The organism is Corynebacterium suedekumii, from assembly GCF_030252185.1.
Classification (GTDB): domain Bacteria; phylum Actinomycetota; class Actinomycetes; order Mycobacteriales; family Mycobacteriaceae; genus Corynebacterium; species Corynebacterium suedekumii.
In genome coordinates this window covers 1,524,348-1,548,366 of record NZ_CP126970.1, presented here as the reverse complement: position 1 = coordinate 1,548,366, position 24,019 = coordinate 1,524,348, and the positions used below count along the sequence as shown (strand labels likewise).

At 67.6% G+C, this 24,019-nt stretch carries 19 protein-coding genes and 2 pseudogenes; 13 read left to right on the top strand and 8 right to left on the bottom strand.

Annotated features, from left to right (window positions below; genetic code table 11):
• Positions 1-115 precede the first annotated feature (115 nt).
• On the top strand, positions 116-724 hold the full coding sequence (locus QP029_RS07735; RefSeq protein ID WP_284873775.1) for a hypothetical protein: 609 nt from the start codon (positions 116-118) through the stop codon (positions 722-724).
• Positions 725-799: 75 nt separating this feature from the next.
• Here the strand turns inward: QP029_RS07735 and purH are convergent, their stop codons facing one another.
• Genes purH through QP029_RS07720 form a run of 3 tightly spaced genes read right to left on the bottom strand, consistent with a single transcriptional unit; the run spans position 800 to position 4,736 of the window.
• Positions 800-2,374 (bottom strand): bifunctional phosphoribosylaminoimidazolecarboxamide formyltransferase/IMP cyclohydrolase, encoded by a 1,575-nt coding sequence (gene purH, locus QP029_RS07730; protein WP_284873774.1) that lies wholly within the window; start codon positions 2,372-2,374, stop codon positions 800-802.
• Positions 2,364-2,951, bottom strand: coding sequence for a phosphoribosylglycinamide formyltransferase (gene purN, locus QP029_RS07725; RefSeq protein WP_284876190.1), 588 nt, complete (start codon positions 2,949-2,951; stop codon positions 2,364-2,366). Before purN ends, purH begins: the two co-directional genes overlap by 11 nt.
• A 45-nt stretch (positions 2,952-2,996) precedes the next feature.
• Complete coding sequence (locus QP029_RS07720; protein WP_284873773.1) at positions 2,997-4,736, bottom strand: cell division protein PerM; 1,740 nt, start codon at positions 4,734-4,736, stop codon at positions 2,997-2,999.
• Positions 4,737-4,953: 217 nt separating this feature from the next.
• On the opposite strand from QP029_RS07720, the gene QP029_RS07715 reads away from it, so the two are divergent.
• The 7 genes and pseudogenes from QP029_RS07715 (at position 4,954) to QP029_RS07685 (ending at position 13,422) form a co-directional block, all read left to right on the top strand.
• On the top strand, positions 4,954-5,688 hold the full coding sequence (locus tag QP029_RS07715) for a M23 family metallopeptidase (RefSeq protein WP_284873772.1): 735 nt from the start codon (positions 4,954-4,956) through the stop codon (positions 5,686-5,688).
• Positions 5,689-6,114: 426 nt separating this feature from the next.
• Positions 6,115-7,542, top strand: a pseudogene (istA, locus tag QP029_RS07710) (IS21 family transposase); the annotation flags it as partial.
• A 54-nt stretch (positions 7,543-7,596) separates the two neighbouring features.
• On the top strand, positions 7,597-8,331 hold the full coding sequence (istB, locus tag QP029_RS07705) for an IS21-like element helper ATPase IstB (RefSeq protein ID WP_284876189.1): 735 nt from the start codon (positions 7,597-7,599) through the stop codon (positions 8,329-8,331).
• A gap of 225 nt (positions 8,332-8,556) precedes the next feature.
• Positions 8,557-9,132, top strand: a complete 576-nt coding sequence (locus tag QP029_RS07700; protein WP_284873771.1) for a PadR family transcriptional regulator — start codon at positions 8,557-8,559, stop codon at positions 9,130-9,132.
• Positions 9,125-9,823: an ABC transporter ATP-binding protein gene (locus QP029_RS07695; protein ID WP_284873770.1), complete on the top strand. Its 699-nt coding sequence runs from the start codon at positions 9,125-9,127 to the stop codon at positions 9,821-9,823. The genes QP029_RS07700 and QP029_RS07695 overlap by 8 nt, the downstream gene beginning before the upstream one ends.
• On the top strand, positions 9,820-12,489 hold the full coding sequence (locus QP029_RS07690; RefSeq protein ID WP_284873769.1) for an ABC transporter permease: 2,670 nt from the start codon (positions 9,820-9,822) through the stop codon (positions 12,487-12,489). Before QP029_RS07695 ends, QP029_RS07690 begins: the two co-directional genes overlap by 4 nt.
• Before the next feature lie 129 nt (positions 12,490-12,618).
• On the top strand, positions 12,619-13,422 hold the full coding sequence (locus QP029_RS07685; protein WP_284873768.1) for a M23 family metallopeptidase: 804 nt from the start codon (positions 12,619-12,621) through the stop codon (positions 13,420-13,422).
• Here QP029_RS07685 and pcrA read toward each other — a convergent pair whose 3' ends face one another.
• Positions 13,423-15,813 carry a DNA helicase PcrA gene (pcrA, locus tag QP029_RS07680; RefSeq protein WP_284873767.1) on the bottom strand — a complete coding sequence of 797 codons (2,391 nt, stop codon included), beginning with the start codon at positions 15,811-15,813 and terminating at the stop codon, positions 13,423-13,425.
• Between the two features lie 57 nt (positions 15,814-15,870).
• On the opposite strand from pcrA, the gene QP029_RS07675 reads away from it, so the two are divergent.
• A complete protein-coding gene (locus tag QP029_RS07675; RefSeq protein ID WP_284873766.1) occupies positions 15,871-16,179 on the top strand; it encodes a chorismate mutase in 309 nt (102 codons plus the stop codon).
• Positions 16,180-16,396: 217 nt separating this feature from the next.
• On the opposite strand, the gene QP029_RS07670 is transcribed toward QP029_RS07675, so the two are convergent.
• Both QP029_RS07670 and QP029_RS07665 read right to left on the bottom strand, forming a co-directional pair.
• Positions 16,397-17,866, bottom strand: coding sequence for an NAD-dependent succinate-semialdehyde dehydrogenase (locus QP029_RS07670; protein ID WP_284873765.1), 1,470 nt, complete (start codon positions 17,864-17,866; stop codon positions 16,397-16,399).
• A gap of 17 nt (positions 17,867-17,883) precedes the next feature.
• Positions 17,884-18,215: pseudogene (locus QP029_RS07665) on the bottom strand (antibiotic biosynthesis monooxygenase family protein).
• 85 nt (positions 18,216-18,300) lie between these two features.
• On the opposite strand from QP029_RS07665, the gene pgi reads away from it, so the two are divergent.
• Positions 18,301-19,938, top strand: coding sequence for a glucose-6-phosphate isomerase (gene pgi / locus QP029_RS07660; RefSeq protein ID WP_284873764.1), 1,638 nt, complete (start codon positions 18,301-18,303; stop codon positions 19,936-19,938).
• 37 nt (positions 19,939-19,975) lie between these two features.
• Positions 19,976-21,463: a glutamate-cysteine ligase family protein gene (locus tag QP029_RS07655; RefSeq protein WP_284873763.1), complete on the top strand. Its 1,488-nt coding sequence runs from the start codon at positions 19,976-19,978 to the stop codon at positions 21,461-21,463.
• A 7-nt stretch (positions 21,464-21,470) separates the two neighbouring features.
• Here the strand turns inward: QP029_RS07655 and QP029_RS07650 are convergent, their stop codons facing one another.
• Positions 21,471-21,884 carry a YccF domain-containing protein gene (locus tag QP029_RS07650; RefSeq protein WP_284873762.1) on the bottom strand — a complete coding sequence of 138 codons (414 nt, stop codon included), beginning with the start codon at positions 21,882-21,884 and terminating at the stop codon, positions 21,471-21,473.
• Between the two features lie 41 nt (positions 21,885-21,925).
• Between QP029_RS07650 and QP029_RS07645 the strand changes: the two genes are divergently transcribed.
• Together QP029_RS07645 and QP029_RS07640 are read left to right on the top strand one after the other, a co-directional pair.
• Positions 21,926-22,444: a DUF1707 SHOCT-like domain-containing protein gene (locus QP029_RS07645; protein WP_284873761.1), complete on the top strand. Its 519-nt coding sequence runs from the start codon at positions 21,926-21,928 to the stop codon at positions 22,442-22,444.
• Between the two features lie 27 nt (positions 22,445-22,471).
• Positions 22,472-23,149: a DedA family protein gene (locus QP029_RS07640; RefSeq protein WP_284873760.1), complete on the top strand. Its 678-nt coding sequence runs from the start codon at positions 22,472-22,474 to the stop codon at positions 23,147-23,149.
• On the opposite strand, the gene QP029_RS07635 is transcribed toward QP029_RS07640, so the two are convergent.
• Entirely contained in the window at positions 23,049-23,894 is an 846-nt protein-coding gene (locus tag QP029_RS07635; protein ID WP_284873759.1) for a DNA-formamidopyrimidine glycosylase family protein, read from the bottom strand. The genes QP029_RS07640 and QP029_RS07635 overlap by 101 nt on opposite strands.
• Positions 23,895-24,019 lie beyond the last annotated feature (125 nt).

Sequence of the window (24,019 nt, the reverse complement as noted above, 5' to 3'; positions counted from 1 at the left end):
GGGAGTTCTCCCCGGAAAGTCGCCGGTGCCGGGCCCGCGGATTTACGTTCAGGTGGCAGGCAGTGATCAATGCCTCGACATCCCTCCCCCACCCCGAGTTCCAAGGAGTTCCCCCATGTCACGCACCACCCGTCGCGCCGCCACCGTCCTCGTCGGCGCCGCCGTCGTCCTGTCCTCGTTCTCCGTCGCCCAGGCGCAGACGCTGGCCGAGAACATCACCACCGCCCAGCAGGGAATCCAGGTGGCGAACCAGGGCGCACAGCTGGCCAACCAGTTCTCCAGCCTGTCCTCCAGCTCTGACACCGGCAGGACCACGGCTCCCTCCAAGCCCAACACCCCGGCCAACCCGGTGGGTGGGAAGTTCCTCAACTCGACCAATCAGACCGTCACCATCAACGGTGTCGAGTACCAGTTCTCCTCCTACAGCACCTACGGCTCCGTCCAACGTCTGTCCTGGCGGCTCGATGAGCCTTACACCCGCGCCACCGCCACCGTGGGATTCGTGGACAATCGAGCGCCTGTCGGTTACAAGGCCAACGTCGTTGTCCGTGCCGACGACACCATCATCCGGGAGTTCGAGGTCACTCCGGGCAAGCCTCATAGGCTGGACATCAGCCTGAAGAACCCGTCCGATCTGCGGATCGACTGGACCATCACCAACCATGCAGGCGAACGTGCCGGGAACAGCTGGTTCGCCGTCGGCTCCCCCAAGGTCTACTACTGAGTGCCCCTGAGGCAGGAACGCCTGCACCCCCGAACCTTGCCTGAGGTTCGGGGGTGCAGGCGTTGCGCGGTGTGATCAGTGGGCGAAGTGGCGTGCCCCGGTGAAGTACATGGTCACGCCGGCCTTCTCGGCGGCGGCGATGACTTCGTCATCACGGATGGAGCCGCCGGGCTGGACGACGGCCTTGACGCCGGCGTTCGCGAGCACCTCGAAGCCGTCGGCGAAGGGGAAGAACGCGTCGGATGCGGCGACTGACCCCTTGGTGCGGTTGGCGTCACCGGCGAGGGTGTTGGCGCGCTCGACGGCCAACTTGGCGGAGTCGACGCGGTTGACCTGACCCATGCCGACGCCGACGGTGGCGCCGTCCTTGGAGATGAGGATGGCATTGGACTTGACGGCACGCACCGCGGTCCAGGCGAACTGCAGGTCAGCGAGGACCTGCTCGTTAACGGCCTGGCCGGCTGCGAGGGTCCAGTTCGCGGCGGTGTCACCCTCGGCCTGCAGGGCGTCGCGCTCCTGGACGAGGACGCCACCGGAGATCTCCTTGGTCTCCAGACCGGAGCGGGTCAGCGGCTCGGCCTGGAGGACGCGGAGGTTCTTCTTCCGGGCGAGGACGTCGACGGCGCCGGAGGCGTAGGACGGGGCGATGATGACCTCGGTGAAGATGTCGGCGACCTGCTCGGCCATGGCGACGGTGACCTCGCGGTTGGCGGCGATGACGCCACCGAAGGCGGACATCGGGTCGCAGGCGTGGGCGCGGCGGTGGGCGTCGGCGATGGAGGTGTCGGAGACGGCGATGCCGCAGGGGTTGGCGTGCTTGATGATGGCCACGCACGCGCGCTCGTGGTCCCAGGCGGCGCGCCAGGCGGCGTCGGCGTCCTGGTAGTTGTTGTAGCTCATCTCCTTGCCGTGCAGCTGCTCGGCGTTGGCCAGACCACAGGCACCCTTGTCGGCGTAGAGGGCGGCCGCCTGGTGGGGGTTCTCGCCGTACCGCAGGGTGTGGGCCAGTTCGTGGGAGGAACCGATCCAGGCGGGGAAGGTCTCGTCCTCGCCGGCGGCCTGCTCGCCGAGCCAGGTGGCGACGGCGACGTCGTAGGCGGCGGTGTGGCGGAAGGCGTCGAGAGCCAGGCGGGTGCGCTGCTCGCGGGTGAAACCGCCGTCGGCGAGTGCCGCGGCGACGTCGGAGTAGCGGGCCGGGTCGACGACGACGGCGACGGACGGGTGGTTCTTGGCGGCGGCGCGGACCATGGAGGGGCCGCCGATGTCGATCTGCTCGACGCACTCGTCGAAGGAGGCGCCGGAGGCGACCGTCTCCGAGAAGGGGTAGAGGTTGACCACGACGAGCTGGAAGGGCTCGACACCGAGGTCGGTGAGCTGGGAGAGGTGATCGTCCTTGCGGGTGTCGGCGAGGATGCCGGCGTGGACCTTCGGGTGGAGGGTCTTCACCCGGCCCTCGAGGCACTCGGGGAACCCGGTGAGATTCTCGACGGGGGTGACGGGGATGCCCTGATCGGCGATGCGGCCGGCGGTGGAACCGGTGGAGACGATCTCCACACCGGCGTCGTGCAGGGCCTTCGCCAGCTCCTCGATTCCGGTCTTGTCGTAGACACTGATTAGTGCACGCTTGATTACCTTGCGATCATCGCTCATGGATGAAGTCAACCTTCCTGTTGTCCTGGCCGGTGTTGTCATTGATGGTGGCCGCCCGCAGCACCGACACGATGAGCTGGCGTTCGACGTGTTTGATCCGCTCGTGGAGTGAGGCTTCCGTGTCCTCCGCCGTGACCGCGACCGCCTCCTGGGCGATGATCGCCCCGGTGTCCACACCCGCATCGATGAAGTGGACCGTGGAACCGGTGACCTTGACCCCGTAGGCCAGGGCGTCGCGTACGGCGTGCGCGCCGGGGAAGGCAGGCAGCAGGGCCGGGTGGGTGTTGATGATCCGGCCCTCGAAGCGGTCGAGGACCCCGGCCCCGAGGATCTTCATGAATCCGGCGGAGACGATGAGGTCCGGCGATGCGGCGTCGATGGCGTCCGCGAGCGTGACATTCCAGGCGGCCCGGTCGCCGCTGAGCGGGACGACCTCGGTCTCCACTCCGGCGCGTTCCGCCCGCTCGAGGGCGGGGCAGTCCACGTCGGCGATGACCCGGACCACCCGATAGGAATCGTCCTGACTGTCCAGGATCGACTGCAGCAGGGTGCCGCTGCCGGAGACGAGGACGACGATGTCGAGGGGCTTGTCCGTGCGGGCGTGGAAGTCACGCGTCTGATACTAGTCCGTGGCCGGTGGTTTCCTGCCGTCTGTGCCTCCTGAGACGTCAGTGCCCTCTGCGTCCTCTGCGTCCGCTGTGGCTGCAGCGTCCTCTGTTATTACAGTGTCATTGTCATGATGCTGCGACTCGGGGGAATCCGCCGACTCATCGGATTCCGCAGGTTCCTCGACATCGTCGACACCCTCGACCTCCCCAGCATCGTCAGCGTCCGCGGCATCCGCCGCGTCCTCGTGCGTATCGACGTCTCCCTCGTCACCGTCGGCACCCTCGGAGCCCTCGGTCCCGTCAGCGTCATCAGCGCCGTCAGCGTCATCAGCGCCGTCAGCGTCATCAGCGCCGTCAGCGTCAACAGCGTCATCAGCGTCTTCAATGACCTCCCCGTCGATGACCTGATCGTCACCGTCGTCCACCGGCTCCGTATCCGCGTCGGGTTGCGGGTCAGCGTCGACCCCCGCCTCCGGCTCGGGCGCACGCCGGTCGGCCAGCTTGCCCACGCCGGCGGCGACGAGGCCGACGCCGGTGATCCAGGCGAGGGCGAGTCCGGCGGTGAGCAGACGCATCGGCCCGACGTCACCGAACTCGGCGAGCTGACCGGAGGTGAGCTCGGTGGCCACCAGGGCGACCAGGGCCGCGACGACACCGGCGGCCACCGCCTGAATGAGATTGAGCCGGGCCGAGCCCACCAGGTAGGCGGTGATGCCAGCGACCGCGACGAGCAGGATGACGGCCCACTGGCTCGCCGTGCCGGGAATGATCGCCAGCAGCGGCAGGGGCGGGAGCGGGACGAGATCGATGGCGAACAGGGAGACGGAGGCGGCACCGATGTGGAACTCCGAGCCCAGCAGGACCGCGACGGCGGAGATGACCGCGTTAGGGAGATAGAGCACGCTGAGGATGCTCACCGCGACCACGGCGGCGGTGCTGTTGTAGACGCCGGCGACCTCCACCTGGCGCGGCCAGCTCATGATGAACAGGATCACCATGACGACGGCGGCGGCCACGGCGAGCCAGCCGAGGATGCGGAGGGCGACCACGGCGGCGTCGACAAGCCCGTCGGGTGCGCCGTAGCGGCGCAGCAGCGCGCCCCACAGTCGCCCGCCCATGCCGATGACCAGGGCGGTGGCGTGGAGGAGCAGGGTGCGCCCGACGGCGTCGGCGAGCGGCGGGGCGCCGACGTCGAAGACCCGGCCGGCGTCCCACATCATGCCGGCGGCGATGAGGGTGAGCACGACGGGGATGACGAGGGTGCAGGCGGTGAGCACGAGCAGGTCGGCGACGCTCACGCGTTCGCGGACCGCCACCCGGATGCGGCGGGCGATGAGTGCGACGAGGCCGAGCGCGGGCAGCAGTGGCACGACGCCGATCTCGAGGCCGTCGATGGTGGCGGGTGCGGCGTTGAGGATCAGCCAGAGCTGGGCGATGGCGGCGGGCAGCCACGTCAGCGGCGAGGCGGTGAACATCAGTCCGGCGAGTGCCACGACAATGATGCCGAGGACGACCACGATGTTGGGGATACCCACGGTGGGCAGGAAACGCCGGAACCGGCCGAGGACGGTGGTGGGCACGTCCTTGTCCGGTGTGATCTTCTTCTGCGCGGCCTTCTGCCCGGCCTTCTGCGCTGCTCCGCGGGTGGCGGCCCGGGCTGATTCCCTCCCCTGCGTGGCCGGGGTGGATTCACCCCCGCGGAGCGTGCGCGGACGCCGGCGGGGCCGGGACTGGGGGCTGGTCTTTTTGCTCATCACCATTCACTGTGCCACGATGTGGCCCGCAGAAAGGGACGGCACGACCGACCGCCCCGGGGGATGTAACGGATCCGGCCGGGATGACGAATAAGAGAAATTTCTCGCCTGGTCAGTTGCCCTCAATCAATTGAGACGCTATTGTTACCGATCGTAGATAACGAGACGGTCACAATCCCGTAACCCAACGGGTTGTGGCGAAACGAAAGAAGGCTTCATGCGAACGAAGACTCAGCGGGTTACCGGGGGCAAGCACCGCAAGATCACGACCTCGCAGACCACCAAGGGTCGGATCGCACTGGTGGCGGTCGCCACCGGCACTGTCTCCTCCGCCGGCATCGGCGGCGCTGCCGCAGCTTCCCTGCAGGCCCAGCCGGAGTCCCCCGCCGTCGAGGTCAACGACATCGAACTCGCCGCCGATCCGGTGGCCGTGGCCGAGGCCGCCGCCCCGCAGATCCTGGCCATCTCCGAGTTCAAGCCGGTCGCCAACATCGAGGACCAGCTGACCAAGGCCGTCGAGCACAGCATGGAGCGCGCCCAGGCCGATCTGGCCATGCGCACCCCCTCCGTGGTCAAGCCCGCCGAGGGCGTCTTCACCTCCGGTTACGGCCCGCGCTGGGGCACCCTCCACGCCGGCATCGACATCGCCAACGCCGTGGGCACCCCGATCCTCGCCGTCATGGACGGTGTGGTCATCGACTCCGGTCCCGCCTCCGGTTACGGCAACTGGATCCGTATCCAGCACGAGGACGGCTCCATCTCCGTCTACGGCCACATGGAGACCCTCGCCGTGGGCGTCGGCCAGTCCGTCGTCGCCGGCCAGAACATCGCAGGCATGGGTAACCGTGGTTTCTCCACCGGCTCCCACCTGCACTTCGAGATCCACCCGGCCGGCGGCGGCGCCGTCGATCCGGTTCCGTGGTTCGCCGAGCGCGGCGTCACCATCCAGTAGCGCTTCTTCTCCCCCTTCTTTCCGGGCCCGACCTTCCCCAAGGTCGGGCCCGTCTCGTATGTGCGGACCCCGTCCCCGTCATCCCCGCACTCTCACTGTGTGTGATCAACTCTTTGTAGGCCGGTTGAGCAACAACTCCCGGCCATCTCAGCGGCTGGTTTCCTGCCAAAAGAGCACGGAAAACCGGCCACCCCACCGCACACCCGCCTTCCACCCGTCGGCGGCGGTTGCCGGTGTGTTTATCCCCGAAGACACGATCACACTCACCCCAGGTGGCCGGGCCCGCACCCCATCCACGGCTGTGACCTAAAGCCAATGGTCACAGGCCCCGCCACCGTTAGATAGGTTCCTCCTCGACGCTTCCCGACCCTTTTCACAAGCGGGGGCGCTAAGAGATAAGGAACCCGAAAGAAGATGGCGGTACCCATGACCGTTGTAGAAGATATCAGGAGACTCGACTCCCAGGGAGTCTCCGGCCGCGACATCGCCCGCCGACTCAACGTCAGCCGCGACTCGGTGGCCAAATACACCAGCATCGAGGACTTCTCCCCAACCCCGCCAACGATGAAACGTCCCGGATCGAAAGTCCTCGACGGACTCGAGGTCATCATCGACGGCTGGCTCGAGGACGATAAGAAACGCCCCCGCAAGCAACGCCACACCAGCCGACGCGTCTTCGACCGCCTGGTGGCCGAATATGACTACGCCGGCTCGTATTCACCTGTCCAGCGCTACATCAAAGCCTGGCGCCAGGCCCACCGCCAACCTGGTGACGGCTACATCGAACTGACCTGGGCACCCGGCACCGCCCAGGTCGACTTCGAGCAGGCAGAAGCCATCATCGACGGCGAACGTATGAACCTGCACATCCTCATCGTGACGTTCCCCTACTCGAACATGCGCTTCATCCAGGCTTACCGTGGGGAAACCGCGGAATGCGTCTGCCATGGGCTGCGCACCATCTTCGAACACATCGGGGGTGTGCCCGGGCAGCTGATCTTCGACAATGCCACCGGTGTCGGCCGACGCACCGGGGCCAAGGTCATCGAGTCCAAGCTGTTTGCCGCGTTCAAGCTGCACTACCGAACCACGGCGCGCTACTGTAACCCGTACTCCGGTCATGAGAAAGGCAACGTGGAAAACGCCGTCGGGTTCCTGCGCCGCAACCTCATGGTCCCCGAACCTGTGGCCACCACCCTGACCGGACTCAACACCAACTTCCTCACCCGATGTCAGGATCTGGCGCTGACACCGCACTGGCGCAAACACCAACCCATCATCGAGCTGTTCGCCGAGGATCTCGCCGCCTGCCTGGACCTGCCCGGGGTCGGTTTTGATCCGGTGCGCTACGAATCCCGCAAGGCCGACAAGACCGGCACCATCACCGTCGACGACAACTTCTACCTCGCCGGCCCCTCCTTCGGCAGCAGGGCACTGACAGTGGCGATCCGCCATGACATCATCGACATCCTGGATGAGACCTCCCGCCCGGTGGTGACCTTCCCCAGATCCTATGACCACCAGGATCAGACGATCTTCACCCCCATATCCCTGCTGCCGGCGCTGATCGCCAAGCCCGGGGCCTGGACAAACTCACCCGTGCGCCCCCTGATGCCCGACACCGTCCGTGACGTGCTCGACGCCGCCGACGCCACCGACCGTGCCCGCATGCTGGCCGGCATCAACCAGGCCAGCACCGCCACCTCCTTCACCACCGCCATCACCGCCTGTGAACAGATGATCGCGGTGGGACAGGATCCCGCCGGCCCCGGACTGGGGATGCTCGCCCGCCGCATCGCCCACGGCACCGAGCCTGCCGCCACGGGCGTAGATCTGTCGATCTATGACCTGCTGCCGAAAACCACCCGGGCACACCTGTCCAACACTCAGGAAGTCCAGGTGGGGGGCATGACAGAACCGATCACCGCGGTCGACATCATCACCGCAGGGAAAGCCACCTCGCTGACCGCGGCGGTGCTCGCGGAATGGGCTGAGAAAGGCACCCCGAAGCAACGCGAGTACCTCCACGGGCTGCTCATCGCCGAACAACACTCCCGCCACACAGCCCGTAGTACCCGGCTGCTTCGCGCGGCGAAACTACCCATGATCAAGACCCTCGACGGTTACGACTGGACCAACATCGGCTTCCCTGCCGGCTACGGTCGGGATCAGCTGCGCTGTCTGGACTTCCTCGACACCGGTGGTGATCTGGTCTTCTACGGTGATGTCGGCACTGGGAAAACACATCTGGCCTGCGCGCTGGTCGCCCAGGCCTGTCAGGCGGGCATCCCCGCGAGGTTTTTCACCACCGCCTCCCTGGTTGCGCATCTTAGGCGGGCGAAAGACGCGGACAGGCTGGATAAGGAACTGGCCAGTCTGGCGAAGAATCGGCTGCTGGTCATCGATGAATTCGGCTATTTGCCTATCGATACCGAGGGCGCGAGATTGTTGTTCCAGGTCATCGCCGACGCCTATGAAAAGCGCAGTCTGATCCTGACGACGAACCTGGCGTTTTCCAAGTGGGGTGCCGTCTTCGGTGATGATCATATGGCCGCCGCGGTCATCGACCGGATCGTCCACCACGGCAGGCTCCTGCACTTCACGGGCGAGTCCTACCGCGTCAAGCACGCCCTGATGACCTGACGCTCACATGGCCGGAAAACCCGCTGAGGTGGCCGGGTTTTCCGCGCTCTTTTGGCAGACAAAAAGTTGACAAAACACACTCTCACCCCTCACTCCCCGCCTGTCACCGCCCCGGTAACCGACGCCCACCGGTCCCGCCCCCTTGACGCCCCGAAGGTTACCCGGTAACTTCACCCCAAAGGTTACCCGGTAACCTACCGGCCCGGCCGCAAAGGAAGCCGCCCCATGTCCATCAAGCACTCCCTGCTTGCCCTGCTGGTCGACGGACCCCGGTCCGCCAGCCAACTCCAGCAGCGGTTCAGCGACGCCACAGAGGGTGTCTGGCCGCTCAACATCGGCCAGGTCACCCAGACCCTCGCACGCCTGGAACGGGACGGCCTCATCGTCGTCGACGGCCAGATCACCGGCGCGAACGGCCACATCACCGACACCTGGCGCCTTACCGACGACGGCCACGAGCTCCTGGCCCGCTGGTGGGACACCCCGGTCCAGCGTCCCCGGGCCGAGCGCGATGAACTCGTGATCAAGGTCGCGCTGGCGGCCCAGTGCCGCAGTGACCGCCTCATCCCGCTGCTCGACGACCAGCGTCGCTTCGTCATCACCGAGCTGCGTGAGCTCACCCGGGCCTCCCGGGGGATGGCGGTCAGCCGCACCGCGGACCGCCTCCACCTGGAGCGCCGCATCTTCGAACTCGAGGCCGAGGCCCGCTGGCTCGACCGCGTGGAATCACTGACCCAACCCGACACCTCCGACTCCTCCGACTCCCCCGACGCCTCCGACGCCTCAGCGAAGGATGCGTGACCGCCATGTCCCCCACCTCCCCCGCCCGCTCGAGCTGCAGGACGTCACGGGCGTGTTCGGCACCGGCCCCCGCCGGGTGACCGCGCTGGATCACGTCTCCGTCGCTGTCCAGCCGGGCAAACTCATCGCCGTCATGGGCCCGTCCGGCTCCGGCAAGTCCACCCTCCTCAACGTCGCCGGCCTGCTGCTGGCGCCGACCACCGGGCGCGTGCTCGTCGACGGTGCCGACACCGCCGACCTGTCCCCCGCCCGCACGGCGCACCTGCGGCGCACCCGCATCGGTCTGGTGTTCCAGCACTTCAACCTCGTCCCCACCCTCACCGTCGGGGAGAACGTCTCCCTCCCCCTCGAACTCGACGGTCTCTCCCCCGCCGACTGCCGCACCGCCGCCGAGGTGGCCCTCGCTGAGGTCGGCCTCGAGGGTCTGGCCGACCGGTTCCCGGGGGAGATCTCCGGCGGCCAGGCCCAGCGCGTGGCCATCGCCCGGGCGCTGATCGGTCAACGCAGCGTCATCCTCGCGGACGAGCCGACGGGAGCGCTCGACACCGCCACCGCCGACCAGGTGCTGCGTATCCTGCGGGACCGGGTGGATGCGGGGGCCGCGGGCCTGCTGGTCACCCACGAGCCGCGTTTCGCCGGCTGGGCCGACCGGGTGGTCCTCATGCGTGACGGCCGGATCGAGGAGTCATGATGTCCGCCCTGCTCGCCGCCACCCGCCCGACCCGGCGCGACATCCTCCGTCATCCGTGGCGTCTGCTCGCGGCCGTCCTCCTCATCGCTGTGCCGGTCATCGCCCTGACCGCCATGACCACGTGGCAGACCTCCACCGATTCGGCGCTGCGCTGGTCGGATCCGACCACGACCGCGACCTACGGCGGCACCTCGTGCATCCAGTCCATCTCCGGCCTGTCCTACGAATGCGAGGGCGATGCGCTGCAGGCCCCCGCGCCACAGCGTGAGCTTCTCGACGCCGCCCTCCCCCACGGTCTCCACGCCGAGCTCCGCCCGACCTTCTACCGCCCCGTCACCGCCGCAGACGGCCGGCAGGCCGACGCGCAGATCCTCCAGCTGCCGGTCTCCGCCGTCCCGCCGTCCCTGGACCCCGGGACCGGATCGCTGCCCACCGTAGGCGAGATCATGCTCACCCACCAGGTGGCCGACCAGCCCCGCGTGGGCGAGGGCGACACCGTCACCGTCGACTCCGCGGACCTGCGGGTCTCCGGTGTCCTGCCCGGTTACCAGTCCCTGGTCATCGAGCCGACGTTCACCGTCGATGACGCGACGATGCCCACCTTCACCATTCTCGGGGACGAGCCCTTCACCTGGGATGACGTGACACAACTCAATAAGGCCGGATTCGTCGTCGTCTCCTCGGATGTCCAGGACACTCCTCCTCCGGCGGAGGAGGCCTACCCCGAGATGGCTGACCCCAACCAGGAGTACCTCGGCGCCGACTGGGGCGGGTGGCTGTTCTTCCTGGTCAGCGCCTCCTATCTCCTTGTGCTCGGGGTCCTGCTCCTGCTTCTCATTTCCCCGGTGTTCACCATCGCCACCTCCCGGCAGTCGCGGATCTTCGCGCTCATGAGTTCCCAGGGCGCCTCGCCCGCCCATATCCGGCTGGGCGTGCTGGCCTACGGGCTGGGCGCGGGACTGGTGGGTGCCACCCTGGGCCTGGTTCCCGGCGTCGGCGGTGCCACCGCCTGGTGGGCGGTGACCAATCCGGGTTGGCCGGTGGCCGTCCCGTGGGGATGGGCGGGGTTGACGTGGTTGTGCGCCGTCGTCGGTTCGGTGGCCGCGTCATTCCTTCCCGCCTGGGTGGCCTCCCGGGCATCGATCAGCACCGGGGTCCAGGGCGCGACCCCGGACCGGATGATGCGGTGGCGGCCGTGGATGGCCGTCGGCCCGGTTGTCCTGGTGATCACTCTCGCCGTCGCACTGCTGCTCCGGCTGGATGTCCTGGCGGCGCCGGTCGCGCTGGTGATGGTACTGACGTTGACGGCGTCCACCCCGGCACTGATCATCGGGCTGGGCCGACTGGGGCGTTCGGCACCCCTGCCGTTCCGCCTGGCCACCCGGGACGCCGCCCGGCAGTCCCTGCGCTCGGTTCCGGCGCTGGCGGCCATCATGGGTGTCCTGTTCGTCGCGGTGGCGGTGCTCGCCGCCATTGATGCCGATCGTGACCGTCGGGACCACCTCACCGCCACGGTCTACGCCCGCGATGTGGTCACCGTCGGTCCGTCGGCGAGCGCCGGTGATCCGGTGCGGAAGGAGGACCTCGCCCCGAGCATCGCCGGGGTGCGCGCCATGATCGGCCCGACCACGGAGATCGACCTGTTCGGGATCGCACAGCCACAGGACACCACCGCGTGGCGCTCGGTCACCGTCGGCCCAGGTTGGCAGTGCCCGGCCTCGGATGAGGTGGATCTGGATAATCCGACTGTCGCCGCGGAGTGCCTGAGCAGTCAGCGGCATGACTGGGTGTCGGCCCCGTCGCCGGCGGCCCTGTCCGGTGTGATCATCGCCGGTCCTGAGATCCTCGAGCTGTTCGACCTCGGCGAGGCCACCCGGGCCGCGGCGGCCGACGCGCTTGCCGGCGAGGCGGTCCTCAGCAGCTCCGCGGCGCCGCCGTCGATCACCGCCGGCGGTGAGGCGGAGGTGTGGATCAGCGACGGCGAGCTCGAGGGCCGGCCGGTGACCATGCGGGTCCACCCGATCCTGCCGGAGCTGTTCCCGCTCCATGTCCTCAGCCGCCCCGCCGCGGCCCGCCTGGGCATCGAGCCGGACTACCTCGGCACCGCGCTCCTGCCTGACGAGCCGGTCTCCCCCGCCACCCGGCACACGGTCACCGAGATGGTCACCGACGCCAGCCTCGGCCTCCACGTCGGTTTCTCCCGTCAGGCACCGGCCTCTCCCCGGTGGGTTCCGGGTATCCTCGCCCTCGGCGTCATCGTCGTGGTCACCCTCATCCTGGCTCTGTCCACCCAGACCACGCGCCGGTACTTCGCGCTTATCGACGCCGTCGGCTCCTCACCGTCGCTTCCTCCCGCACCACCGCCATGTTCGCGGGACTGCTCGCATTCGTGGGTGCCGGGGTGGGCACCCTCACCGCCTACCTGTTCACCTGGGCGACGGCCTCCCGCACGACCACCGACGTCAACGGACGGGTCCTGGAGACCGGTGCGGTCGGCTTCCTCCACGTCGACTGGTGGCTGGTCCTCCTCCTGCTCGTGGGGACCCCGGTCGTGGCTGCGACGGTCGGTTCACTTTTCCACCGTCGACACCGGGAGGTGGAGTACCGGGAGACCTGAGCGGGGGTACCCCAGAAATCTATTTTCATCCCTCCAGTCACACCAGTAACATGCCCGTGGCCTGCACTTATGCGTGATCCCTGATTGAAATAGCCCGCCCACCTGCACTTTCTCGCGTTGCCTCGAGCCCTAGTCCCCGGTACTTTTGACTCGATCCCGAAAACGAGAAGGTAGACACATGCAGAAGCACACCGGAGGCAAGGCACTTCTTGCAACCGTCGTCCTCGCCACCGGTTTCTCCTCCGCCGTGGCAGCCCCCGCCGCCAGCGCCCAGGAAGCCTCCTTCCAGGTCACCGACGAGGGTGTGTCCGGCATTGAGGCCGATGACATCCTCACCATCCTCACCGCCGTCACCCGACTCGCCGACACCGTCAACCAGTCCCAGGCGACCGACACCACCGACCCCGCCGCGGTCAGTGGCGGCAGCTCCGAGGCCGATGTCATCCTCGACCCGCTCATGCTGCTGCTGGAGAGCTCCTCCATCCAGTCCGCGGACGTCGAGAGCCTCGAGGAGCTGGAGAGCCTCACGGACCTCGAGGACCTCATCTCCGTGACCACCATGCGTCCCGAGCGTGGCCAGACCGCCGACGGCCGCACCGTCGTGTTCCCCACCTCCGGCCGCTTCACCTCCGGTTACGGCGCCCGCTGGGGTGCCACGCACGAGGGCATCGACATCGCCAACCCGATCGGCACCCCCGTCCTCGCGGTCATGGACGGCGAGGTCATCAGCGCCGGCAACGCCAGCGGCTTCGGCAAGTGGGTCCGCGTGCGTCACGACGACGGCGCCATCTCCGTCTACGGCCACGTCGCCACCATCGACGTCACCGTCGGCGAGCGCGTCACCGCCGGACAGCGCATCGCCGGCATGGGCAACGAGGGCCGCTCCACCGGCCCGCACCTGCACTTCGAGATCCGCCCCGACGGCAACCGTCCCGTCGACCCCGTCGACTGGTTCGCCGAGCAGGGCATCGACGTGCGCTAGCTACAGCTTCTCCATCGGCACCCCGCCGATGAGCATGAGACGGACCTTTCCCGAGGACCCGAAGTCGATGGTCACCGTCGCCCGGGCACCCGAGCCGTCGGAGGCGATGACCGTCCCCAGCCCGTACTTGTCGTGGTTGACTCGGTCCCCCACGGCCAGCTGCAGGTTCGTGTTGTTGCGGGACTTCGGCGCGGTGGGCAGGGTCTTCTTCTTCGGGATCGACCGGGGCTGCTGACCCCAGGTGTCCCCCCACGAACCGCCGCCGCCCCAGGAGTCCGCGAAGGAGTGCTCCGGTTCCTCCCGACGCCAGTCGATCAGCTCGTCCGGGATCTCCCCGAGGAACCGGCTCGGCGGGTTGGTCACCGCGTTACCCCACGAGGACCGCAGCATCGCCCGGGTGACATAGAGCTGCTCCCGGGCACGGGTGATGCCCACGTACGCCAGCCGCCGCTCCTCCGCGAGCTCCTTCGGGTCACCCAGCGCACGCAGATGGGGGAACTGACCGTCCTCCCAGCCGGTGAGGAACACCACCGGGAACTCCAGGCCCTTCGCCGTGTGCAGCGTCATGAGTGTGACCACGCCCTGCTCGTTGTCCGGGATCTGATCGGCGTCCGCCACCAGGGACACCTTCTCCAGAAACGCCTGCAGCGAGCCTGGCAGGGCCTCCCCCTCCTCCGGTTCGAACTCCCCGCCGTCCATCTCCGCGTAGGCGATCTGGTTCGCCGCCTCCGAGGAGAACTCGCGGGCCACCGACACCAGCTCGTTCAGGTTGTCCAGGCGGGCACCGTCCTGCGGGTCATTGCTCGCCTCCAGCTCCGCGCGGTAACCGGTGACGTCGAGGATCCGGCTGATGAGCTCACCCAGGTCTGGCATCCCCGTCGCCTCGTTGACCATGGTCGGCATCCCCGCCCGCAGCGTGTCCATGATTTCGTTAAACTTGATCACCGCATTGCGCCCCCGCGCGCCGAGGAGGGAGACCTTGTCCTCCGCGGCGTCGACAAGCGCCTTACCGAAGCTGACCCCGAGATTCTCCGCGTGCAGGGCGATGAAACCCTGCGCCTTGTCGCCGATGCCACGCCGCGGCGTGTTGATGATCCGGCGCAGGCTCACCGTGTCATCCGGATTGTCCAGCACCCGCAGGTAGGCGACGATGTCCCGGATCTCCCGGCGCTCGTAGAACCGGGTGCCCCCGACCACCTTGTAGGGGATGCCCGCCCGGATGAAGATGTCCTCCACCGCTCGCGAGGCGTTGTTCGTCCGGTACATCACCGCGATCTCCGAGTACGACCGGCCCCGGTCCACCGCGGCATCGATCTCACCGGCGATGAAACGGGCCTCATCGTGCTCGTTGTCCGAGACATAGCCGACGATCTCCTGCCCCTGCCCCAGCGCCGTCCACAGCTTCTTCTCCCGCCGGCCGTCATTGCGCGAGATCACCGCATTCGCCGCATTGAGAATCGTCTGCGTCGACCGGTAGTTCTGCTCCAGCAGGATCGTCCGCGCCTGCGGATAATCGCGCTCGAACTCCTCGATGTTGCGGATCGTCGCCCCACGGAACGCGTAGATCGACTGATCCGAATCACCCACCACGCACAACTCCGGCGCATCCGGCCCGTCGCCGACCAGCGTGGAGATGAGCTTGTACTGCGCATGGTTGGTGTCCTGGTACTCGTCAATGAGCACATGGCGGAACCGGCGCCGGTAGTAGTCGGTCACCTGGGGATGATCGGTGAAGATCCGCACCACCTCACCGATGAGATCGTCGAAGTCCACCGCGTTCGCCGCACGCAGGCGCCGCTGATAGTCCGCGTACACCTCCCCCACCGTCATCTCGAAGGGATTCCGCGTCGCCGCCGCCTCCGCGGCTGCCGCGTCCGGGTCAATGAGCTCGTTCTTGAGATTCGAGATCGCGTTCGCCAGCACCCGGGCCGTGAACTTCTTCATGTCCAGACCCTGATCCTTCGCGATCATGCTCAGCAGCCGCCGCGAGTCATCCGAGTCGTAGATGGTGAAGTTCGTGTTCAGCCCCGGCACCAGCTGTGCCTGCTGCCGCAGAATCCGCACACACACCGAGTGGAACGTGGCCACCCACATCCGCTCCGCCACCGGACCCACCAGCGACGACACCCGCTCCTTCATCTCCGCCGCCGCCTTGTTGGTGAACGTGATCGCCAGGATCTGCCACGGCGCCACCCCCCGATGGCTCATCAGGTACGCGATCCGGCGGGTGAGCACCGCCGTCTTACCCGAACCGGCGCCGGCGACGATGAGCAGCGGCGATCCCGCATGCTCCACGGCGGCACGCTGCTGCTCGTTGAGGCCGAGCGTGAGATCGGCGGACTGGGACGACTGGGGCGACGATTGGGCGGCGGGAGAAAACGGCGAATTCATGATGCCTAACAACCTACTAGTACGACCCGACACGACCCCCGTGGCACAATGTTGACCATGACAGACGCTGCTGAGAACCAGTTTGAGATCCGCATGCCCTCGGGCACCGACGACCCGTTGTCCGACGCGGAGATCCAGCAGTACCGGCAGGAGATCGACCGGCTCGACCGCGTCATCCTCGACGCCGTCCAGCGCCGCACGCAGGTGTCCAAGGCCATCGGCAAGACCCGCATGGGATCCGGCGGGACCCGCCTGGTCCACACCCGCGAGGTGGCGATCATCAACCAGTTCCGCGAGGAACTCGGCGACGAGGGCCCCGCACTCGCCAGCATCCTGCTCCGCCTCGGGCGCGGCCGCCTCGGCTGACTTGCGCACGGAGCTGGCCACGCGCTCCCTCGCTTGTCCTCGACCTCGTGGCATGAACCGTTGTGGGGCCGTGGGCGTTGTGGAAGAGGTCGTTGCTTCCCGGGTATTTTCGTTTTCTTCGTTTTGCCCCCATCACCGCTGGTAGCGCTACCAGCGGTGATGAGCCCAATTCGAGAACAACGAAAAAGCGCCGGAAACAGCACCTACCCCGCCAGCTCTACAGCGGCAGCGAGATGAACTTCGGCTCGAGGAACTCGTGGATGCCCTCGAAGCCGCCTTCGCGTCCGAGGCCGGACTCCTTGACGCCGCCGAAGGGGGCGGCCGGATCGAACAGCGCGCCCTTGTTCACGGCGACCATCCCGGCCTCGATCCGCTCCGCCAGGTCGAGGGCGTGGGTGAGGTTCTCGGTGAACAGGTAGGACGCCAGGCCGAAGGGGGTGTTGTTGGCCATGGCGATGGCCTCGTCGTCGGTGTCGAAGGTGCTCACCGCGAGGACGGGGCCGAAGATCTCCTCGGTGAGGATCTCGGAGCCCTCGGCGATGTCGGTGAGGACGGTCGCCGGGTAGTAGTAGCCGTCCGGGTGCAGCCCGTCGGGCAGCTCGCCGCCGAGGGGGCGGTTCGCGCCGCGTTCCATGGCGTCGTCGACGAGGCCGCTGACCTTCTCCAGCTGGTCGGCACCGGACAACGGGCCGTAGGTGACTCCGTCCTCGGTGCCGGGGCCGATGCGGAAGGACTTCATCACCTCGGTGGCCTTGGCGACGAACTCGTCCTTGACGGAGGAGTGGACGAGGAAGCGGTTGGCGGCGATGCAGACCTGGCCGGCGCCGCGCATCTTGGCCACGGCGACGGCCTCGGCGGCGACGTCGAGGTCGGCGTCGGCGCAGACGATGTAGGGGGCGTTGCCGCCGAGCTCGAGGGAGACCTTCATGGAGTGTTCGGCGGCCTTGGCGCCGAGCATCTGGCCCACTTCGGTCGAGCCGGTGAAGGTGAACTTGCGCAGGCGGGCGTCGCCAAGCAGCGCGGAGACGTTGGCGCTGTGGCCGGTGGGCAGGACGGCGAGGACGCCGTCGGGCAGTCCGGATTCCTTGAGCGCCTTGGCCAGGAAGAGCATGGTCAGCGGGGTCTTGGAGGCGGGTTTGATGATCATGGTGCAGCCGGCGGCGAGCGCGGGGGCGATCTTGCGGGCGCCCATGGCTAGCGGGAAGTTCCACGGGGTGATGGCCAGGGACGGGCCGACAGGCTGTTCGTGGACGATGATGCGGCCGGCGCCGTTGGGGGCGTGGCGGTAGTCGCCGCGGACGCGGACGGCCTCCTCGGCGAACCAGCGGAAGAACTCGGCGCCGTAGGTGACCTCGGCCTCGGAGTCGGGCAGGGCGCGGCCGAGTTCGGCGGACTGGAGGTAGGCCAGTTCCTCGGTGTGGTCGATGAGGTACTCGTAGGTGCGGCGGAGGATCTCGGCGCGTTCGCGGGCGGGGGTGGTGCCCCAGGTGGTCTGGGCGTCGGCGTTGACGTCGAGGGCGCGGCGGGCGTCTGCCTCGGAGGCGGAGGCGACGGTGGTGAGGACGGAGCCGTCGGAGGGGTTGATCACCTCGAAGGTGTCGCCGTTGTCGGCGTCGGTGAACTCGCCGCCGATGAACAGGCCGGTGGGGGTGGTGTCGATGAGCTGCTGGAGGTCGGTGGAATTCATACCTCCACCTCTACTCCTTATTTTTCGGCGGAGTCGCCTTTGGTGTCATCAGTGGAGTCGAGGACGATCTCGAACTCGAGGAGTTCGGCGCCGACGGCGACGGGGCGCTGCCCACCGTGTCCACCGTGCGCGACGCGGGCGTCACCGTCGCGCCAGGCCTGGTAGGAGGCCTCGTCTGCCCAGCGGGTGACCACGAAGTACCGGTCGTCGCCGGCGACGGGGCGCAGGAGCTGGAATCCCTCGAATCCGGGGAGGAGTCGACGGCGTGTTTGCGGGCGGCGAAGCGGGCCTCGAGTTCGGGGCCGGCGCCCTCGGGGACAGTGATGGCGTTGATCTTGACGATGCTCATGCCGCCCATTGTGCCCGGTTCTTCATTACATTCGGTAGGGAATGCTTCGTACGTCCTTCGCACGTCCACTTTCAAGGAGTCAGACATGGCCGACATCACCACCACCGCGGAATGGCGCAACCTGGAGTCCGTCTTCGAGCGCACGCAATCCACCACGCTGCGGGATCTGTTCGCTGCGGATGAGCGGCGCGCGGAGAGGTACACGTTCGATGCCGCGGGTCTGCATGTGGATCTGTCCAAGAATCTGCTGGACGACACCGTCGTGGAGGCCCTCGTCGCCCTGGCCAAGGAGGCGGAGCTCACTGACGCGATCGAGGCGATGTTCCGCGGCGATCACCTCAACAACACCGAGGACCGTGCGGTGCTGCACACGGCGCTGCGGCTGCCGGCCGAGGAGGATCTGGAGGTCGACGGGCAGGACGTGGCCGCGGACGTCCACGAGGTGCTCGGCCGGATGCGGGACTTCGCCTCGGCGCTGCGTTCGGGTAACTGGCAGGGGCACACGGGCCGGACGATCAAGAAGGTGGTCAACATCGGCATCGGCGGTTCGGACCTGGGCCCGAAGATGGCGACCCTGGCGTTGCGGGCCTACGCCACGGCCGGCATCACCGCGGAGTTCGTCTCCAATGTCGATCCAGCGGACATGTCGGCCGTCCTCGACGACCTCGATCCCGAGTCGACGCTGTTCATCATCGCCTCCAAGACCTTCACCACCCAGGAGACCCTGGCCAACGCGCACGCCGCCAAGCGTTGGCTGCTGGACAAGTTCGACGGTGACGAGTCCGCGGTGGCCAGGCACTTCGTCGCGGTGTCGACGAACGCGGAGAAGGTCGCCGAGTTCGGCATCGACACGAAGAACATGTTCGGTTTCTGGGACTGGGTCGGCGGCCGCTACTCCGTCGACTCGGCGATCGGGCTGTCGCTCATGGCGGTCATCGGCCCGATGGACTTCATGCGTTTCCTCGAGGGCTTCCGGGCGATGGACGAGCACTTCCGTTCCAGCCCCTTCGAGAGGAACGTCCCCGTCCTCATGGCGCTGCTGGGGGTCTGGTACTCCAACTTCCACGGCGCCGACACTCACGCGGTGCTCCCCTACTCGCAGGACCTGTCCCGCTTCCCGGCCTACCTGCAGCAGCTGACCATGGAGTCCAACGGCAAGTCCGTGCGCCGGGGTGGCGAGGCCGTCACCTACTCCACCGGTGAGATCTACTGGGGTGAGCCGGGCACCAACGGCCAGCACGCGTTCTACCAGCTCATGCACCAGGGCACCCGCATCGTGCCGGCGGACTTCATCGGTTTCGCCCGCCCGAAGGAGGATCTGCCCACCGCCTCCGGTGAGGGGTCCATGCATGACCTGCTCATGGGCAACCTCTTCGCACAGACGAAGGTGCTGGCCTTCGGTAAGACGGTCGAGGAGATCGTCGCCGAGGGAGTCGCCGAGGACCTGGCGGTGCACAAGGTCATGCCGGGCAACCGCCCGACGACGACGATCCTCGCGGAGGAGCTGACCCCGGCTGTGCTCGGTGCGCTCATCGCCCTCTACGAGCACATCACCTTCGTCCAGGGTGTGATCTGGGACATCAACTCCTTCGACCAGTGGGGCGTGGAGCTGGGCAAGGCCCAGGCCAACCAGCTGGCCGCGGCGGTATCCGGCGAGGAGAAGGCCGATTCCGGCGACTCCTCCACGGACGCGCTCATCGGGTGGTACCGCTCGCATAAATAACCCCCGCAACCCATGAATCTGTGGTTATCTCAGATCCATGGGTGAAGCCGTATCCTCCGAGAAGTACACGCCGCAGCAGCGGACCCGTTACCGGCAGCGGCTGGGTGATGATCTGGAGATCTTCGACCGTCATCTCCAGACGGCCGAGTTCGTCGATCACGGCACGATCGGGCTCGAGCTCGAGCTCAACCTCGTCGACGAGAACATGCAGCCCGTCCGCTACAACCGGGAGGTGCTCTCCCACCTGGATGAGGAGTACCAGTCGGAGATCGGTTCCTACAACGTCGAGCTCAACCACCCGCCGCTGAGTGTGGAGGGTGACGGCCTGCGGAAGATGTTCGAGGGGGTGTCGGCGAGGCTGCAGGCGGTGCGGGACGCGGCGTCGACAAGCGGGGCGCAGGTGGCGATGATCGGCACCCTGCCCACGCTGACCGAGGAGTTCCTCTCCGACCCGGCGTGGATGACCCCGGAGAACCGTTACCGGGCGCTGAGCAACGCCGTCATGGAGAGCCGCGGCGAGCTGGTGCGCATCGACATCTCCGACACCGAGCACCTCGAGGTCGACTTCGAGGACATCGCACCGGAGTCCTCCTGCACCTCCATGCAGCTGCACCTGCAGGTCGCGCCGAACCGTTTCCCTGACGCGTGGAACGCCTCGCAGGCAATCGCCGGTGTGCAGGCGGCCCTGGGGGCGAACTCGCCCCTGTTCCTCGGCCGCCGGCTGTGGCACGAGAGCCGGGTGCCGGTGTTCCAGCAGTCCATTGACACCCGCACCCCGGAGCTGGTCAACCAGGGTGTCCGGCCGCGCGTGTGGTTCGGCGAACGGTGGATCACCAGCGTCTTCGACCTGTTCGAGGAGAACGTCCGCTACTTCTCCCCGCTCATCCCCGAGGCCCGGGAGGAGGCCGGCGCCCCGATCATGGAAGGCCGTTCCCCGCGCCTGCACTACCTCAACCTGCACAACGGCACGGTGTGGCGCTGGAACCGCCCCATCTACGCCCCCGGCCAGGAACTCGCCCACCTGCGGGTGGAGAACCGGCTCCTGCCCGCCGGCCCGACGGTCACCGACATCGTCGCCGACGCCGCCTTCTACTACGGCATGGTCAAGCACCTCGCCGAGGAGACCCGCCCGGTGTGGTCGCGCCTGACGTTCCCCGACGCCGAGGCGAACTTCCTCGCCGGCGCCCGCTCGGGCCTGTTCGCCCGCATGAGCTGGCCCACGCTGGGCCGGATCGACGTCGGCGATCTCGTGGGTAACCATCTCCTGCGGGAGGCGCGCAACGGCCTCGAGCTTCTCGACGTCGACGCCGACCTCATCGACCATTACCTCGACGTCATCGCCGAACGCGCCCGCACCCGCCAGAACGGCGCGACCTGGCAGCTGCGGACCATGCAGTCGATCACCCCCCGCGGCACCGTCCCGGGCTCCCCCGAACGGCAGGAGGCCCTCGCCGAGATGCTGCGCGCCTACCTGCGCAACCAGGCCACCGGCGAACCGGTGCACACCTGGAAGATCGGGGTGTAGCTCGCGGCTACAGCTTCACCATCGACTCGTAGCCGTACGGGATCCGGTCGGAGGCGACGATCTCCTTGCCGAAGGGGAAGCACGTCACCGGGATCATCTTGATGTTGGCCACCGCCAGCGGGATGCCGATGATGGTGACGGCCTGGGCGGCGGCGGTGGTGATGTGGCCGATGGCCAGCCACAGGCCGGCGATGAGGAACCAGATGCCGTTGGTCACGGCGGAGAGCCCGCCGGAGCCGCCGACGGGCTGGACGACGGAGCGGCCGAAGGGCGCGACGGCGTAGGAGGCCATGCGGAAGGACGCCACCCCGGCGGGGATGGTGATGATGAGCAGACAGGCGAGGATGCCGAAGAGGACGTAACCGGCGGCGAGCAGGAAGCCACCGAAGATGAACCAGACGATGTTGAGCAGGAGATTCATGCCCCCAGCCTACTGCGCTGCGGCGACGTAGACTGAGTGCCATGAATGACGAGCTGCGCTTGTCCGACAATGACCGCATCAACGCGCTCCAGGCGCTGGCCAGCCACTACGCCGAGGGCCGCCTCGACCACGTAGAGTTCGACGAGCGCACGGAGGCGGTGACGCAGGCCCGCACCAACGGGGACCTGCGCCCGTTGTTCGCGGACCTGCCGGGCGGACTGCAGGAGGCATTGACGCCGACGCGGATGAGCGGGGTCGTCGACACGCAGACGGACGCCGAGCTGGAGCGGGTGCGCACCGTGGGCAAGAAGATCGAGACCTATGACGGGGTGGTGTTCTCCGTCACGCTGGCGTCATTCTTCATCCTCATGTTCGTCTTCAGCATCTCGTGGGCGTGGGTGGTGTGGCCGGTCATGGCCGCCGTCATGGCGATTCCGCGGGTCATCGGCAGTTTCTCCGAATCGGACGAGAAGACCTACCAGGAGCTGAAGAAGGCCGAGGAGGCGGAGCGGGTGGAGCGGCTGAGACAGGCAACTGCCAGGTTGCGTGAACTGGAGTAGGACCGACCCAGGAGTACGGTGTCAGGCATGCTCACTTCTGTCGTCGACTGGGTCGTCAATCTCATGGAGGTCCTGGGGGCCCCGGGCGTGGGAATCGCGATCCTCCTGGAGAACCTCTTCCCGCCGATCCCCTCCGAGGTCGTGCTCCCGCTGGCCGGATTCACCGCCGCACGCGGCGACCTCAACGTCATCGCCGCGTTCGTCTGGGCGACCGCCGGCTCGGTCATCGGCGCGCACCTGCTCTACTGGGTCGGCGCGGCCATCGGAGCGAATCGTCTGCGCCGCATCGCGGACTGGATGTGGCTGGTTGAGCCGGAAGATGTGGACAAGTCGCTGGAGTGGTTCGACAACCACGGGCAGTGGTCGATCTTCTTCGGCCGGTTCATCCCCGGCATCCGCTCGCTCATCTCCATTCCGGCGGGCATCGACCGGATGAATCTCGTCTCCTTCGGCCTGATGACCACGGCCGGCTCCGCGATCTGGAACGCCGCGCTCATCGCCGCCGGCTGGTGGCTGGGTGACCGCTACCACCTCGTCGAGGAGTACATCGGCCGCTACTCCGATATCATCTACATCGTCATCGCCCTGGTCATCGTCGGCGTGATCATCGTCCTGCTGCGCCGGAAGCGGAACCGGAAGAAGGCGGGGCCTCAGTCTGATCACCCGTCGGATCACCAGGCTGACACCTCGGACACCACCAGATGATCCTCTCCCCCAGCCCGGCCTTGCGGATCGGTGACCCGCAGCGCCGGCAGGGGCGGCCGTTGCGGCCGAACACGTAGGAGTTTTCCCCCGCCCGCTTCACGCCGGTGGTCACCCGGACCGGGGAGTTCCGGTTGGCCCACATGATCCGGCGGGTGACGTCGAGGACCTGGTCCACATCCACCCCAGCGACAGGCGTCGCCGGGTGGATCCCGCAGAGGAAGCACACCTCGGCACGGTACTCGTTGCCCACGCCCGCGAGGTTGTGCTGGTCCAGCAGCGCCTCACCGATGCTGCGGCGGGGGTCAGCGAGCAGTCTGCGCCGCGCCTCCGACCGGTCCCAGTCCTCGTCGAGCACGTCGGGGCCCAGGTAGGACATCCGTTCGTGGTACTCGTCGGTCCGGAACACCTCGACCAGGCCGAGGGAATGGCCGACGATCTCGATGGGTCGCGGGTGCGGGGCGCCGGTCAGCTGGAGCACGACCCGGGCGGTGTGGCCGGGTTTGCGCCACCGGTCACCGACCAGGTGCATCGCCCATGTCCCCTCCATCTTGAGGTGGGTGTGCAGGATCCGCTCGCCGAACTGCATGAACAGGTGTTTGCCGTAGGGCCACACCCGGTCGACGGTCTCCCCGGTGAAGTCGACGAGCGCGACCGACGGCACGCGCAGTGATGTGGCCAGGACCTCCCGGCCGGTCATGAACTGCAGTCGCCGGGACAGCTGGAGGACGGAATCACCTTCGGGCACGGTCCCAACCTACCCCCGGCCGCCACGGGGCACGCCCACCGCCGTCGTCCCCCCGAGGTGTCCCTTGGTGACGATGGTCGGCGTTGCTCCGTGGCCTGCCGCCAATATCAACACAAGTTGACCCG